Consider the following 14,158-nt stretch of genomic DNA (forward strand, 5'->3'; position numbering starts at 1 on the left):
TTATTTAAATATGTGTCAATTTAAGAATTAACTTATTTTTTGGGCAGTTGAATGGAGAAAGTAGCTCCGTTTTCACGGTTATACGCGTTAATCAGACCGTGAAACTGGTTTTCGATAATCAGCTTTGACATGTAAAGACCAATCCCCGTAGAAGGTTTAATCTTGTTGCTGTGGAAAGGTTTAAAGATGTCGCCGATATGGGCTTCTTGTATGCCTCCCGCATTATCCGAGATGCTGATAAAAACGTCTTTCTCGTCACATGTAAGCGTAATGTCGATATGCGGATGTTCGATAGGAAGGTTTTTAAAGATGTCGATACTGTTTTGGATAATAGACAAAATGACTTGCGCTAAGCTATTGGAATTGCCGTAAACAGAACTACGTTCATCTAGAAGATTCTTCGTAACGTGAATCGCATTTTGCCGAATCGAAGAGTCTAGAAGGTTGAGTGCTTGAACGATGGAAACGTTCGGCGAAAAAAGCGTACTGTCGGTGTGTTTATAAAAATTTTCAAAGTTGGTAATCGTCTCGGACATAAATTGAATAATCTCTTCGTTCTTTGCCGTCTCCTCGATAAGATCGGGATCTTTAAGTTTGTTGCGAATGTACATACAATTAAAACTAAGCTGCGCTAAAGGCTGTCTCCATTGATGGGCGATAATGGCGATCATCTCTCCAAGAGCCGCGAATTTAGACTGTTGCATCATAATTTTATCTTTGAGCGTCTCTTTGGAAATATCTTGAATACTGATGATAATTAAAACGGCACTGTGTTGCCCGCTGGTTGCGATGGAAAGGCGAATGGGAATTAAATCGCCGTTTTTATTGACGCCCTCGATGGTTTTAACCTCTTCTTTATTTTCGATGGCGAGAATGTCGCGAAGCGTTACTTTTCGCGTATCTTTCGTTAACATGTGCATATAGCGCATCGGAATCGCTTTATCGAAAAAGAGTTGATCAAGCATCTCTTCTTTGGTGTATCCGAAGATTTTTTCTGCCATTTGGTTAAATGTTTTAACCCTGAGTTGGTAATTGAGTGTAATAATCGCGTTACTATTGGACTCAATAACGCTATTGGCGTAATCTTGCTGCCTGAAAATTTCCTGCGTAAACTCGATGATTTTTTTATTGGCGGGTCTAAAAATGAAAAGTGCTTCAAAAAGAAGCGTAATGAGCGTGAAAATAAAAATATAAAACTCTACGTTTTTGAGCTTAATCGTCGTCTCTTCGGTCGTTTTCACGTAAACGGCGGTCGCCAAATCTAAAGCTTCTAAGAGTTTTTGCGCATTTTGTAAGATATACGTAAGGCTTCGCCCGTCTCGGTTTTCTTCAAACCGTTTGGCATGAAACAGATACGCCTGAACGTTTTTATCCAATTTATACGGTTCGTCGAAATAGATTTTTTTCAATTCGTCCGTCATCGGAAACGAAATGAGCAGTTGATGCGCCTCTTCCATCGCGGCGATATTGGTGCGAAGATTTTCCGTTTTATAGTAAATGGCGAATAAAGCGATTTGTTGCGAAAGCATTCCTTGTTTACTGCTGAGATTAATAATCTTTCCGTCGTTGGATTGGTTGCTGATAAGATGGTTCATATTGTAATAGGCAAGAACGGATAAACAGGCGATAATCAAAAGAGCTACGATGTATCTTCGCGTAAAACTAATCGTTTGAGTCATACTAAAACCTTCATTTTTGAGAAAAACCGACGGGTTGTTCGTCAAATATTATAACTATCTTTTTGATAAAATCGTGTTACAATTAAATCAAAAGCATCGAATCGCTTCGCCATAAGGAACGTTACACATGTTAGATAAACAAAAATTGGTCTTAAAAAACAGCTCTATTTTATTAGCCGAAGATGAAGAAAATCTCCGCAACAGTTTTAAAAAAGTTTTACTGCTTTACGTGAAAGAAGTCTTCACGGCATCCAACGGCGAAGAGGCATTTGAACTTTATCAAAACCATCGTCCCGACATCATCATTACCGATGTTAAGATGCCCAAACTCAACGGGTTGGAGCTCATCAAAAAGATACGTAAAGAAAATCAAGAAACGCCGATCATCGTGACAAGTGCTTATACGGATAAAGACTTATTGTTGGAATCAATTAAACTATCGTTGGTCGATTATCTGGTTAAACCGATCAAAGAAAAAGATTTGATCGCGTTGTTGGAAATTAGTGCGGACGTTTTACTCCAAAAGGTCAAAACCGTTGTAACCATCGACGAACGTAACACTTACGATTACCAAAATAAACAGTTAGTTCAAGACGCCCAAAAAATTAGCTTGACGCATAAAGAAGTCGAATTTTTAGAAATTTTATTGCAACACAAAGGCAATCTCGTGACGCGTCAAACCTTGGAAGACAAACTCTACGTTTATGAGGAGGCACCGCCTTCGGCTTTAAAAAATCTTGTCTTTAAACTACGCAAAAAAATAGGTAACGACGTTGTTCAAACCGTCGGAAACTTAGGATATACGATTAAAGATTAAGCTTTATCCTTAGGTGCTTAGCGACTCAAAAGAAACTCGCTATAGTATAAAATGTCACTCTATGATGAAAAAAATATAAAACAAACAATCACATGGAGGAAATTAAGGATGAAAAAGTTATCGACGGTTTTTCTACTGCTCGTAGGAACATCGCTTGCACTCAATGCCGCTGAGGGAGAAGCTATTTATAAAAGCAAATGTTTTTCCTGTCACGGCGATAAAGCTTCCAAGGCGGCTTTAAATAAATCTCAAATTATCGCGGGATGGGATGCCGCTAAAATCATCGCATCGCTTAACGGATATAAAAACGGCGAAGGCGGCCCGATGAAAGGCGTTATGAAACCGATCGCAAGTGCGCTTAGCGATGACGAGTTGAAAGCGGTTGCTTCGACGATCGCCTCTTACAAATAAGAAGATTCGGTACATTGCGACCGAATCTTACCGCATGGTTGAAATTTTAAACCTAGCATTCGTTTAGGTTTCTTTCAAAACCGACTTTACCCACCAAAAGCACCGTAGGCGCGCTGGCTACCAAAAAGTTCAGCGTTAACATAGCGTAAAAGCTTTGCTTTACATGTAAGTTTATTTGATCAAGAAAGGAAAACAGGATGGCTGTTGAAGAGAGCAGACGAGACTTTATCGGCATGGCATTCGGCGGTTTTGCAGCGGCAGGGGGCATTGTGGCTCTGGGCGCTATGAAGAAGACTTGGGATCCGCTTCCAAGCGTACAATCCGCCGGATTCATTACCGTTGATCTCTCTCCGATGAAAGAAGGAGAGGTACAAACGATACAATGGAGAGGGAAGCCGATTTTCATTTTGAAGAAAAGTGCGGATATGGCAAAGAACGAGAAACGAGACGTCATCGCAGGAGGGAGTAGCTACTCGGTGATGATCGGACTTTGTACGCACTTAGGCTGTATTCCGACGTGGACACCCTCCACCAAACAGTTTAAATGCGCATGTCACGGCGGCGAATTTGACGCCAGCGGCGTCAACACGTTCGGACCGCCTCCTCGTCCAATGGATATTCCTCCCTTTAAAATCGACGGAACGAAACTCGTTCTCGGCGAAGAGGGACCGGAATATAAAAAAATGGTAGCTAAGAAAGCGTAAAGGAGAGACACGTGGCAGAAATAAAAAAAGCAACGGGCTTGATGGACTGGTTGGATCAGCGATTGGCGGTCAACGGATTTATCAAAGTGATGATGAGCGAGTATTGGATTCCTAAGAATATCAATTTCTTATGGGCGATGGGTGTCGTCTTAATGAGCTTGTTCATGATTTTGATCGTATCGGGTATTTTTCTTTTGATGTATTACAAACCCGATATAAAATTGGCGTTTGATAGCGTCAACTATACGATTATGCAAGAGGTCGAATACGGCTGGTTATGGAGACATATGCACGGCGTAGCGGCATCGGTTATTTTCTTAGTCATCTACATTCACATGTTTACGGGTATCTATTACGGCTCATACAAAAAAGGCCGTGAGATGATCTGGTTAACCGGTATGGCACTCTTTGGTATCTTCTCTGCCGAAGCGTTTAGCGGGTATATGCTTCCGTGGGGACAAATGAGTTACTGGGCGGCACAGGTTATTACCAATCTTTTCGGCGGCATTCCTTTTATCGGCGAAGCGTTGGTCATTTGGATTCGAGGCGATTTCTTGGTAGCGGATGCGACGTTAACACGCTTTTTTATGTTACATGTCCTTTTACTTCCGTTAGTGATTTTACTCTTAATCGCCGTTCACTTCTATGCGTTGCGCTTTCCGCATGTCAATAACCAAGACTCCGAAGAGTTTGATTTCGACAAAGAGGCTAAGAAATATTTGGAAGGTCGCAAAAAAGAGTCTAAAGTGGTTCCTTTTTGGCCGGTCTTTTTATCCAAAGACTTTTTTGTTGTCGGTATTGCCTTAACCGTCTTTTTCTACTTGGTCTGTTTCCACTACGATTTTGCGATGGATCCGATCAACTTTGAACCGGCCAACAATATGAAAACGCCGGCACATATTTATCCGGAGTGGTATTTCTTGTGGAGTTATGAAGTGCTTCGCGGTTTCTTCTTTGATATCGGCGGTATTGCGGCAATGGATATCGGTTTAGCGGCGTTTGGATTTGCCAACGTTATTTTTATGCTGTTACCGTTTTTAGATCGCAATACGATGCATACGGCACCGGCGCACAAACGTCCGATGTTTTTCGTCTGGTTTTGGTTATTGTTAATCGATATGATCGTTTTAACCGTTTACGGTAAGCTTCCTCCGACGGGGGCAAACGCTTGGGTAGGCTTTGGTGCAACCATCGTTTTCCTTGTTTTATTCGTCCTCCTTCCGATTATTACCAAAATTGAAGCCAAAAACGAAGGAGCCGAGTCATGAGAGAGTTGAAAATTTTAGTGGTGGTTCTTTTCTTTACTGCCGTTGTCTATTGGGGTGTCGAACCTTTCGCCCATTCTCAGATGCACCCTCACGTCGCCCCTGCCGATTTCAGTTTTAAGGATTTAGGGCATACGGTGGGTAAAGGCGATTTTATCAAGGGTGAAGAATTGGTGCAAGCAAACTGTGTCGCCTGCCATTCCGTTAAATCCGTCGGCATTCAATCTGCCATGAGTGAGAGCGATGCATCGTTAGCGTACGGTGTCGTACCGCCCGATTTGAGCAATGCGGGCTTACTCTACGATCCGGCTTTCTTAAGCGCGTTTCTCAAAAATCCGGCAAAAGCAATGCTTGTTGAACACAAATTTGATCAAACAAGAACCTTTCCGATGCCTTCATACGACTGGATGAGCGAAGACGAGATCTCCTCTATTCTTGCTTTTTTTCATAGTATCGTCAAGCCGGTATCCGACAAAGCTTTATATGAAGAAGCCTGCGGCAGATGCCACGATATGAAATACGATAAAACGATGAGTCATTCGGATAAAGCGGCATTAACCGCGTATATGGGAACCTTGCCTCCGGATCTTTCGATTATGATTCGTGCAAAGAGCGACGAGTACCTTTCAACGTTCATCAACAATCCTCAAAAACAGTTAGCGGGTACGTCGATGCCGCGTGTAGGTTTAACCGAAAAAGCGCAAAATCAAGTGATCTCCTATATGGAGAAAGTCGGCGATCGTAAAAAAGCCGAACGCGAAGACCTCGGTTATAAGTTAATCGCTTATATGGTACTTTTCACGCTTCTTGCGTTTGCTTGGAAAGTCAAAATCTGGAGAGAAGTGCACTAATGTCAACCTCACAAAGGCACGTTTAAAAGCGTGCCTTCCTTATAAAAGGAAAGGTCTTATGTCTCACGATACGCATTTTTACCGTCTCAACATTCAACACCTTTTCAATGCCGACGTCAACTGCCGATATGCCTATCGGCGACGCTATGAAGCCAATGAAATCGTCTACCAAAAAGGCTCTCAACCGATCACTATTTTTATCTACCTCTCTGGAAAACTCATGCTCATCGGGGAAAAAACGCAAGGCTTAGACGCGTATCCGGGAGAGTTAATCGGAGCACATGCTCATTTTGCCGGTCTTTGCTACGCCGAAACCTTACAATTTAGCTCATCGGGAGAGATGTTCGTCATTCAGTTTGATTATTTTCAAAAGCAGATACACCGCTGTTTTGCCTATTTTGAAAAAATTTTCGACTGCTTGCTCAAACACCAAAGAATCTTAACCAACCTTACGACGATCCCGCAAGAAATCGGCAAAAACGATTCTGTGCATTTAAACCGTTACGCCGCTCTTTAAACTTTCGCACGCCAAAATGGCGCAGCGTATATCCTTTCGTTTAGCGTAGTCCCCAAAGGGCTAAAAGTACCCCGCAACTCGCCATCCAAACCGGAAAAGGGAAAATAAAAAAATGAAAAATCATCCCTTCATGCGGAAATGTCAACGCGTCAAAGAGTGTTTCTTTGGAAGATTTGATGCGGTAGATGAAATCATAAAGACCCAAAAGGGCGATTTCAAACCATGCTAAAAAAGACCCCAACGACTCGCCCACATAGCTTATCGCCAAAAATACGGTAATGAAAAAGAGCGGTAAAAACCACAAAGCCCATACATTTGCTATGCCAAAATAGTTCCAAAAATAAAAATAATTTTTCATCGTATCACGCCTTATGCGTATAGGTATACATCTGAAAGGCTTTCACGGCTTCTTCCAAGGCCTCTTTATCACATAAGGGCTCTTCGCCTCTTAAATACGCCATCGTAAAAACATGGCGATTTTCTTCACACCACGTCGCTTCTATTTTATACCCTTTTTTGGAAACAGGGCTGTGGGAATCGACATAGCCTTCTTTGACTTCGCATCGTTGAGAGGGCGAAAAGTGAAATATCTCCGCATCAATGACGCGTCCGTTGACGTGCAACGTATAGCGAGCGATACCCTTGTCTGCTATAGCATAAAGGCTTACATGTAAGAATGAACGCACCAACATAAACGTTGCGAGTAAGAAACCGCTAAAAAACAAAGCGATGATACCATGCCACACATTGTGCGTTTGCCACGTGCTGTACGCCATCACAAGTGCTATAAAAGAGCCGAAAAGTAAAAAAACAAGCACGCCTATGCGCGTCATGATTTCTTTGAAAAATTGTTTTTTAACGTCTATGGGCTGAATATACAGAGGCTTTCCCAAATTGTGGGGTAGTTTGATGACATAACGTTTTAAAAAGTCGTGTGAGGTCATTACACAAAGCCCATTTTTTTAGGTTTCTTGCCGAGCGTTTCTGACATGTAAAGGGCTAATTCATCGTAAATGCCGTTTTCATTGGCGTATTCGACGACATTTTTCGCGGCACTAAACCACTCCAACGTCGTTGCTTTGGTACGGTGTATCTCTTCTTTGAGTGCATCTTGGTCGATGGTGAGCTCTTCGCCACTTTCTAAAATTTCCTCGATGATCGCTTCACTCACCCTATCCACCACGCCTTTGATATCTGCCCCCGAAAAATCAACGCTCATCTTGGCTAAAGCGTTATAGTCAAGTGGTTCTATCGGCAATTCTTGCAAGTAAAGTTTGAAAATAGCTTCACGTGCTTTTTCATCGGGCGGCGGGATAAAAAAGATTCTATCAAACCGTCCGGTACGCCTAAAAGCACTGTCCACGTCCCACGGTGCATTGGTCGCGCCGATGATGAGGATGTTTTCATTGTCGCTTTCCACTCCGTCCATTTGGGCTAAAAAAGCGTTGATGGTAGAGGTCATATTGGTATGACGAAGCAGTTCTCTCTTTCGTCCAAGCGCGTCGATCTCGTCGATGAAAATGACGCACGGGCGATGGGTACGAGCAGTCTCAAAGAGTGCTTTGATATTTTTTTCGCTGTTTCCCACGTACATATCTAAGATTTGCTCTATTCCGATGTTGTAAAATGTGGCACCGCACTCTCCGGCGATGGCGCGCGCAAAGTAGCTTTTTCCGCATCCGGGTGCGCCGTAAAGCAAAATGCCTCCGCCCGCACTTTTTTTAAATTTCTTAAACAATTCGGGATTTTTAAAGGGTTGGATGATTTTCATAGAGGCTTGCTTTTTGAGCTCCTCCAAACCGCCGATAGCATCAAACGTGATTTTGTATTTTACATGTAAAGGCTCAAACACACTCATGCCAGCCTCTTCCTCATTGACTCTGTTTTTTAACGGTTCATCCATCGTTTCCCTTTATGGATTATTTCTTCTATTTTAGCAAAAATGAGTCCTAAAATTTGCCCGCCGATACGCCCCATAACGTAGTACATTGCCGCACCCAAAAGCGTGACGTACCATTCATGCCACGCCACATTACCCAGCAGAGCAAAACAGAGTACAAAAAACGGAAGACTTAAGCGCCAATCGCGCCAAACATACAAGGAGAGAAGAAGTAAGACGCCTGAAGTATGAGGACTCTTTTCCCACATTTCAAAGTGTTCGCCTAAGGCGTACAGCAAAAAAGCCAGCATCAAAGCAGGGGCAAGTGCGTAATAGCGTTTGATACTCTCCAAATTCTCTTTACCCTCCCCGTCGAAAGGGTTACGCACTAAAATCTTGCGAAGAACGTTGCTTTTTTCAAAAAGATGAGACGTACCCAGCATTGAGTACAGATGCAGTGCTCCGGCATGATGCGGATCGCTCGCAAGGATAGCCGTAACGATTTCACACGCGATGGGCGTATTGCCCAAATGATACGTAATGATGGCAAGGGTGAGCAAAAAATCAACATTGTGCGCATCCAATGCCAAAGCTTTATCGATAGCGCGTTTAGCTTCAACATAACGGGAAAGTTCTACCAAAACCTGCGCATGAAGATGATGGTACGCACCGTGGTTGGGCTCATGAAAAAGCAGTTCTTTGACACACGACAATGCCTCTTTAAGACGGTCTTGTTTAAACAAAACAAACGCGTGAAAATAAAGAAAATGCACCTCTAAGGGAAACTGTTCCAACGCTTGGGCGATGGCTTCAAGTGCTTCATCCAAACGCTCCAACGCGATAAACGCCAAAACCGTATAGTGATACGCACTCATGCTCTCTTCATCATGGGAAGCACACAAAGGAATACTGACATGTAAAAGTTCTTCGTAGCGTTTCAGCTCGTACAAAACGTCCAGTCGTTTGGCGATGTCACTCACGGTTTATCCTTGTAAATGCGACGCAATTAGGGCATTTGTATGCGATGGAAGCTAAAAAGAATGCAAAACAAAGCGGCGAGGCAAGAGGGTATTGAACGCATCCTAAAAAGCCCAAAAGAGCGATGAGTACGATCACGACGTATTTTTGTGTCGGCATATGGTAACGCATCTCGAAGCGATACGCGAACCACAGCGTCAATGCTACGGTCAGCATTGTAACGACATTTTTGAGCCACAAGACACTCAGACCTTTGTCTTGAAGCAAGAGCGAAAATACCATGCCGTATAGAAACCCTAACCACCCGCAATACAAAACAATGCTGAGAAATTTTAAAACATAATGTCGTTTCATTTGCCCTCTTCTTTTGGGTTCACATTCCACACATACACATGACCGTCGTCGAGCGTGTAGAGCTTTTCGTCGCTGATCTCAAAATCCATAACCTCGTTCGCTTCTCCTTGAAAATCGTGCGTTATTTTTTTGCGTTTGAGATCATATCTATACAGATGCGGTGAATCCAGCTCTTGCGTCAACAAAACGGTATCGTTCCAGACACGTATGCGATACACCCTATTTTTTGGGATATTCGGCAACGATGCAAGCGCATGCAAAGTTTTCGTATCGTACAACACGAGTCCGTGTCTATCGGTTCCAACCGCTAAAGTCTGCTTGTCGTACAACGCTAAAGCGAGCACGTCATAAGCATCTTGAACATTCGTATCTCGCAAGGTTGTGATAAACGAGCTTTCCTTGGGCGAAGAGCCAAGCGCATACACTTGAACTTCGCCCAAATCGTTGGCAACAAAAAGCGTGTTATCGGTGTAGAGCACGTCAAAAATACGATCAAAGCGTTTGTCTTCCAGCGTTTCATAGCCTTTGAAACGCTGTTTTTTTGTATCGAGGCTCTTTACATGTACGTTATGGTGATAGATTTCCACAATGCCGCCTTTGCCGAAGCGAAACAAGTACGCGCCAAAACCTCTTAAGCGATTGAGCTCTTTTGCAGACGTTGCAAGCTCTTTGGGGGCTTCTGTGAGAAGCTTTTTTGTTTCCCAAAAGAGGACTTTGCCGTTTTTTGAGGCAACGTATAAATAGCCTTGGTGCAAGAGTATATCCCTATCGAAAGAGTCTGAATCTTGAGCATTAAGAAGCATCTCATGAACGAAAGCAAGTGTTTTTTTATCGTAGATTTCTAAGTATTCCGCATCGCTTGGCTCACGCTTTTGCGTGCTGTACACTTTGGAGCGAGATTGACTCAAGACATAGATAAAACGCTCATCCGTTGCCATTTTTGAAGCGAGGCGGTGCTTGAGTTGCACGCTTTGTAAAAGTCCGTTTTGTTTGGCAAGAAGTGCTCTTTTAAGCCGGGGTTGAAGTGTGTCTTTGCTTATGCGTATCGGCTCATAGGGTTTATATTTAAACTCCCGCTCTGCGTAATACTCATGCGTCGCGTTGATCTCTTTGTATACGACCAATTTATGAAACCCAAAACCACCCGTACCGACATCCTCTTTTATGCCCAGTTTTAAAATGCCTCCTTGCGTCGTTATTCCTCGAGGTTTGTCATCGATGCTGACATGTAGTCCCTCGATGTCGCTTTGAAGATGAAGCGTACGATCGGTCGCTACGACGCTCTCTTGCGCCCACGCCGATACGGCCAAAAAACAAATACTCCCTAACATAGCTCTCATACGCGCTCCATGCTCATAACGTCTTTCGTTTCGACACCGTATGCGCTAAGCTTTCCCGTACCCAAACAAGCGTTGCATCCGTCGGTAGCTTAGATCAAAGGCTTTTAAAGTTTAAAGATGCCCGCGAAAATCGCCGATGACCTCGTGCATATTTGCCTTTACATGTAAGAGGTCATCATTGCGTGTATTATTTTTTATTCACTTCTTTTTTTAAAATCTCATACGCTTTGGAACTATACTCTTTTCCTGTCGCATCTATTAGTATTACTTTACCATTACGTTTAACTTCATATAAGCCATTTGCAATATTAGGGTAAAACTTAAAAATGTCATTGAACTTTTCTTGTGTAACTATTTCACCTTTTGCGTTGATAAATACCCATTTATTATTCACTTCCACTTCCGCAAAACCATTAGATTTAAAATGCCCAGCATATTTAAATGATGCTGGAATGATTACTTTACCCTGCTCATTCACATATCCATACAAATAGTCCCGTTTATCACCGTCTCCAACGGCATCAATTCCAACACATGCTAATCCATTTGATGTAAACATTTCTGCCGTATCGAATTTTGCGGGAATAACCATTTCACCTTTAGTATTAATGTAACCGTATTTTGATTCATATGTTCTGACTTGAACGGCAGCCAATCCGTTGGAACCAAAATCGGCGGCATGATCGAATTTTGCGGGAATAACCATTTCTCCTTTGCTATTGATATAACCGTATTTTGAGTCATTTGTGACGACAACGGCTAAACCGTTCGCCGCAAAAGGATATGCAAACCTAAATGTCGCAGGAATGACCATTTCCCCTTGCGCATTGATATAGCCGTACTTGTCAATTTTTTTCACTAAAGCCAAACCGTTCGGTGCAAAATCGCTTGCTTCTTCAAAATTGCTTTTCATGGCCAATTTTCCGGTAGTGAAACTATCTTTATCGATATAACCATATCGCTCTTCGAGTTTTATTTTTGCCAAACCGTTAAGCGCGAAATCATACATGCCATACTTACCATCAAGTGTAAAAGGCGTCGCTGCTTCTCCTTTCGCATTAATAAATCCATATTTGCTGCTGAATTTTTCAACTCTTACTGCGGCTAATCCATTTTGTGAAAAATGATGCGCATAATAAAATATTTTTCCACCAAATACGGGCTCTCCTTTTGAGTTGACATAAACACACGTACCATCCAAACAAAGCGGTTTGGGGAAAGACTCTTCGGCAACTATCAAAGACGCACTACCGAGCAATGCTATTACTACCATTAAGTGAAACAATTTTTTCATTCGTTTATTTCCTCTTGAGTATTTTATTTTACTGACTTACTGCATACATCCACACTGCCAATACCGCCGTAACGATACCCCAGTATTGAAGCGGTATCCAAAACAAAGAGTGCGTACTTTTTAAGATATACTCTTCGTTGGTCTCTTTGTCGATGACCACCTTCCCCGGTTTACGGTTGAGTTTTTGCCCGACAAAGAAGATAATCCCCGATGCCAAAAACAATGCCAAAGGCATCGCCCAACGTGAACTTCGATAGTACCCTGACCCAAACACGGCATCGCATAGAAGTTGCATCGCCACGGAACATACTATAGCAATCACTATAGCCAAGATACCCCAACCTTTCCAAACAATCATCACGCGCTCCTCTTGCGTTTATTTTTAAAAGTATACGTTATTTTCGTTATGTCTTGCGTTATATTTTGGACAAACACTTACCTTCGACGTGTTCTTAGTCTCATCGTATGGCACACCGCTTCTCTTGAAAATTAGAGTATATTTAACTATAATATACTCATTAAATAGCGTTATTAAAGGGTTAAATATGATTTTATCGGTTATCAACAAAAAAGGCGGCGTCGGCAAAACGCCGATTGCTTTTTCGCTCGCGAAAGACTTAGGGTATTATCTCCAATCCAACGATAATTCCGTCATCGAATCCATCTATCCGGAAATGGCGAAAATATCTCCGACTCCGGAGATTATCGAGAATTGCGTTTACGATTTTGGAGGGTTCGTCACGACCGGCGTTTTACCGATCTTAAAAGTCAGCGATGCGGTACTGATTCCGACATCGACGGATTATAATTCCATTTTACGAACCGTCGAAACGATCGAAGAGATACAAGCCTTGAACAACCGCCTTTTCATCCTTGTGACCAAAACGGAAAAAGAGAGCGACTTTCAAGCGGTCAAAGATGCCATATCGGCTCATTTTGATAATTTGGAGTTTTTTGAACTGCGATTGTCAAAAGCATTTAAGAACAGTATTGAAACCGGTTTGAGTCTCTCTGAGCTGTACCACGAAACGCCGCTGTCCAAATGTGCTTATAAAACGGTTTATCAACAATACCGATCGCTTCTTGAACTCTTCAAAGGAGAATAGCGTTATGGCAGAAAAAAAATCCATCGATTCTATCCTCGGAAAAGCCAAAACAACGTCCACGTCAACCTTTGCCGAAAGCGAACGCAAAAAAGGAGGACGCCCAAAAAAACCGCCGAGCGAACACGCCAAGGAAAATCGCTACGCCGTCTATTTTAGCCCGAGCGAACTCGCCATCGTCCAATCGGCGGCAGATAGCTACGGTATGAGTGTCGGGAAATTTATCAAAATGGCAGCGATGAGAATGGGCAAATCGGAACAATGATAACCGTAAAAAAACGGTTTTATAACACTATTAAACCGTTTTTTATCGTATAAAAAATCCGCCTTAGCGTTACATGTCAAGTCGCGCCTCTTGACCTTTGAAGACTCTTTTTACTCGCAAATCTCGTAACGAATGGGGATTTTTCCTCTCGCGTCTACGCCAAAATCGATGGGCTTGATCAGCCCTCGACGCTCCAGTGCTTTGACCGTTTGAGCGTCGATCTCCCACTCCAGTTTAACCGTCCCGTCCGGCGTAGACTTCGTTTTGACGTTAGGATACGCCCAACGTCCCATACTGCTAATCTTTTTCGTGACGGGATCATACCAAGGGTATTTTTTATACTCGATAATGCGATACTCTTTTAAAGCATTGAATTTTTCTTGCATTAATGCGGACAATGCACTCACCATCTTAGCGTTTTCCTTCAAAGCGGATTTCAAAGATCGTCAAGACCCTTGTCTATCCTTCCTCAATTTGGCATCTTCGCCCTTCTTAATGTCTGACATGTACATGGGATAAACCAACGATTGGGTTAGAAGGACGAGTGTCGGCAAATATTTTTTAAGACTATCATAAATAATCTTTAGAGATCGTAAACATTGAAGCTACGCATGCATCAAAGTGCATCATAAAACGTCTTTGGTGTGAAGACACCCGACTCTCAAAACAGGTTGATTTTCAGGAAGTTTTACAAAGATGTT

General features: G+C 42.6%; 18 protein-coding genes. 8 read left to right on the forward strand and 10 right to left on the reverse strand.

The genetic code is table 11. The features are described from left to right. Window positions 1-32: 32 nt before the first annotated feature. Window positions 33-1,679, reverse strand: coding sequence for a sensor histidine kinase (locus UCH003_RS09265; RefSeq protein ID WP_144441005.1), 1,647 nt, complete (start codon window positions 1,677-1,679; stop codon window positions 33-35). 127 nt (window positions 1,680-1,806) lie between these two features. Between UCH003_RS09265 and UCH003_RS09270 the strand changes: the two genes are divergently transcribed. The 6 genes from UCH003_RS09270 to UCH003_RS09295 all read left to right on the forward strand — a co-directional run bounded on the left by UCH003_RS09270 (window position 1,807) and on the right by UCH003_RS09295 (window position 6,244). After that, window positions 1,807-2,496, forward strand: coding sequence for a response regulator transcription factor (locus UCH003_RS09270; RefSeq protein WP_060826298.1), 690 nt, complete (start codon window positions 1,807-1,809; stop codon window positions 2,494-2,496). A gap of 108 nt (window positions 2,497-2,604) precedes the next feature. Further along, the gene (locus UCH003_RS09275; RefSeq protein ID WP_060826299.1) at window positions 2,605-2,907 is read left to right on the forward strand and encodes a c-type cytochrome; all 303 of its coding nucleotides are present in this window, start codon (window positions 2,605-2,607) and stop codon (window positions 2,905-2,907) included. A gap of 197 nt (window positions 2,908-3,104) precedes the next feature. Continuing rightward, window positions 3,105-3,611 carry a ubiquinol-cytochrome c reductase iron-sulfur subunit gene (gene petA / locus UCH003_RS09280; RefSeq protein ID WP_060825369.1) on the forward strand — a complete coding sequence of 169 codons (507 nt, stop codon included), beginning with the start codon at window positions 3,105-3,107 and terminating at the stop codon, window positions 3,609-3,611. An 11-nt stretch (window positions 3,612-3,622) separates the two neighbouring features. After that, entirely contained in the window at window positions 3,623-4,879 is a 1,257-nt protein-coding gene (locus tag UCH003_RS09285) for a cytochrome b (protein ID WP_060825368.1), read from the forward strand. Beyond that, a complete protein-coding gene (locus UCH003_RS09290) occupies window positions 4,876-5,727 on the forward strand; it encodes a c-type cytochrome (RefSeq protein ID WP_060826300.1) in 852 nt (283 codons plus the stop codon). The genes UCH003_RS09285 and UCH003_RS09290 overlap by 4 nt, the downstream gene beginning before the upstream one ends. Window positions 5,728-5,785: 58 nt before the next feature. Beyond that, window positions 5,786-6,244: a Crp/Fnr family transcriptional regulator gene (locus tag UCH003_RS09295; RefSeq protein ID WP_060826301.1), complete on the forward strand. Its 459-nt coding sequence runs from the start codon at window positions 5,786-5,788 to the stop codon at window positions 6,242-6,244. 40 nt (window positions 6,245-6,284) lie between these two features. Here UCH003_RS09295 and UCH003_RS09300 read toward each other — a convergent pair whose 3' ends face one another. From UCH003_RS09300 to UCH003_RS09335, 8 genes are all read right to left on the reverse strand, one after another. Then, entirely contained in the window at window positions 6,285-6,602 is a 318-nt protein-coding gene (locus UCH003_RS09300) for a hypothetical protein (protein WP_060826302.1), read from the reverse strand. 4 nt (window positions 6,603-6,606) lie between these two features. Beyond that, entirely contained in the window at window positions 6,607-7,188 is a 582-nt protein-coding gene (locus UCH003_RS09305; protein WP_060826303.1) for a hypothetical protein, read from the reverse strand. Then, on the reverse strand, window positions 7,188-8,147 hold the full coding sequence (locus UCH003_RS09310; protein ID WP_060826304.1) for an ATP-binding protein: 960 nt from the start codon (window positions 8,145-8,147) through the stop codon (window positions 7,188-7,190). Before UCH003_RS09310 ends, UCH003_RS09305 begins: the two co-directional genes overlap by 1 nt. Beyond that, entirely contained in the window at window positions 8,132-9,103 is a 972-nt protein-coding gene (locus tag UCH003_RS09315; RefSeq protein ID WP_060826305.1) for a tetratricopeptide repeat protein, read from the reverse strand. Before UCH003_RS09315 ends, UCH003_RS09310 begins: the two co-directional genes overlap by 16 nt. After that, complete coding sequence (locus UCH003_RS09320; RefSeq protein ID WP_060826306.1) at window positions 9,096-9,455, reverse strand: hypothetical protein; 360 nt, start codon at window positions 9,453-9,455, stop codon at window positions 9,096-9,098. The genes UCH003_RS09315 and UCH003_RS09320 overlap by 8 nt, the downstream gene beginning before the upstream one ends. Beyond that, a complete protein-coding gene (locus tag UCH003_RS09325) occupies window positions 9,452-10,795 on the reverse strand; it encodes a hypothetical protein (protein WP_060826307.1) in 1,344 nt (447 codons plus the stop codon). The genes UCH003_RS09320 and UCH003_RS09325 overlap by 4 nt, the downstream gene beginning before the upstream one ends. A gap of 187 nt (window positions 10,796-10,982) precedes the next feature. Then, the gene (locus tag UCH003_RS09330; RefSeq protein ID WP_060826308.1) at window positions 10,983-12,089 is read right to left on the reverse strand and encodes a WG repeat-containing protein; all 1,107 of its coding nucleotides are present in this window, start codon (window positions 12,087-12,089) and stop codon (window positions 10,983-10,985) included. Window positions 12,090-12,117: 28 nt separating this feature from the next. Further along, complete coding sequence (locus UCH003_RS09335) at window positions 12,118-12,447, reverse strand: hypothetical protein (RefSeq protein WP_060826309.1); 330 nt, start codon at window positions 12,445-12,447, stop codon at window positions 12,118-12,120. 187 nt (window positions 12,448-12,634) lie between these two features. Here UCH003_RS09335 and UCH003_RS09340 point away from each other — a divergent pair, with 187 nt between their 5' ends. Continuing rightward, window positions 12,635-13,195 (forward strand): ParA family protein, encoded by a 561-nt coding sequence (locus tag UCH003_RS09340; protein WP_039675739.1) that lies wholly within the window; start codon window positions 12,635-12,637, stop codon window positions 13,193-13,195. Window positions 13,196-13,199: 4 nt separating this feature from the next. Next, window positions 13,200-13,457, forward strand: coding sequence for a hypothetical protein (locus UCH003_RS09345; protein ID WP_060826310.1), 258 nt, complete (start codon window positions 13,200-13,202; stop codon window positions 13,455-13,457). A 110-nt stretch (window positions 13,458-13,567) separates the two neighbouring features. Here UCH003_RS09345 and UCH003_RS09350 read toward each other — a convergent pair whose 3' ends face one another. After that, window positions 13,568-13,867 (reverse strand): hypothetical protein, encoded by a 300-nt coding sequence (locus UCH003_RS09350; protein ID WP_039675736.1) that lies wholly within the window; start codon window positions 13,865-13,867, stop codon window positions 13,568-13,570. Window positions 13,868-14,158: the final 291 nt, after the last annotated feature.

The sequence above is a fragment of the Sulfurospirillum cavolei genome (assembly GCF_001548055.1).
Classification (GTDB): Bacteria; Campylobacterota; Campylobacteria; order Campylobacterales; family Sulfurospirillaceae; genus Sulfurospirillum.

Bases quoted from the DNA above. Each gene is read 5' to 3' on its own strand.
- UCH003_RS09265 (WP_144441005.1), bottom strand. From the start codon at position 1,679: ATGACTCAAACGATTAGTTTTACGCGAAGATACATCGTAGCTCTTTTG.
- UCH003_RS09295 (WP_060826301.1), top strand. From the start codon at position 5,786: ATGTCTCACGATACGCATTTTTACCGTCTCAACATTCAACACCTTTTC.
- UCH003_RS09290 (WP_060826300.1), top strand. From the start codon at position 4,876: ATGAGAGAGTTGAAAATTTTAGTGGTGGTTCTTTTCTTTACTGCCGTT.
- UCH003_RS09320 (WP_060826306.1), bottom strand. From the start codon at position 9,455: ATGAAACGACATTATGTTTTAAAATTTCTCAGCATTGTTTTGTATTGC.
- UCH003_RS09325 (WP_060826307.1), bottom strand. From the start codon at position 10,795: ATGAGAGCTATGTTAGGGAGTATTTGTTTTTTGGCCGTATCGGCGTGG.
- UCH003_RS09270 (WP_060826298.1), top strand. From the start codon at position 1,807: ATGTTAGATAAACAAAAATTGGTCTTAAAAAACAGCTCTATTTTATTA.
- petA (WP_060825369.1), top strand. From the start codon at position 3,105: ATGGCTGTTGAAGAGAGCAGACGAGACTTTATCGGCATGGCATTCGGC.
- UCH003_RS09305 (WP_060826303.1), bottom strand. From the start codon at position 7,188: ATGACCTCACACGACTTTTTAAAACGTTATGTCATCAAACTACCCCAC.
- UCH003_RS09310 (WP_060826304.1), bottom strand. From the start codon at position 8,147: ATGGATGAACCGTTAAAAAACAGAGTCAATGAGGAAGAGGCTGGCATG.
- UCH003_RS09300 (WP_060826302.1), bottom strand. From the start codon at position 6,602: ATGAAAAATTATTTTTATTTTTGGAACTATTTTGGCATAGCAAATGTA.
- UCH003_RS09340 (WP_039675739.1), top strand. From the start codon at position 12,635: ATGATTTTATCGGTTATCAACAAAAAAGGCGGCGTCGGCAAAACGCCG.
- UCH003_RS09330 (WP_060826308.1), bottom strand. From the start codon at position 12,089: ATGAAAAAATTGTTTCACTTAATGGTAGTAATAGCATTGCTCGGTAGT.
- UCH003_RS09350 (WP_039675736.1), bottom strand. From the start codon at position 13,867: ATGGTGAGTGCATTGTCCGCATTAATGCAAGAAAAATTCAATGCTTTA.
- UCH003_RS09345 (WP_060826310.1), top strand. From the start codon at position 13,200: ATGGCAGAAAAAAAATCCATCGATTCTATCCTCGGAAAAGCCAAAACA.
- UCH003_RS09335 (WP_060826309.1), bottom strand. From the start codon at position 12,447: ATGATTGTTTGGAAAGGTTGGGGTATCTTGGCTATAGTGATTGCTATA.
- UCH003_RS09275 (WP_060826299.1), top strand. From the start codon at position 2,605: ATGAAAAAGTTATCGACGGTTTTTCTACTGCTCGTAGGAACATCGCTT.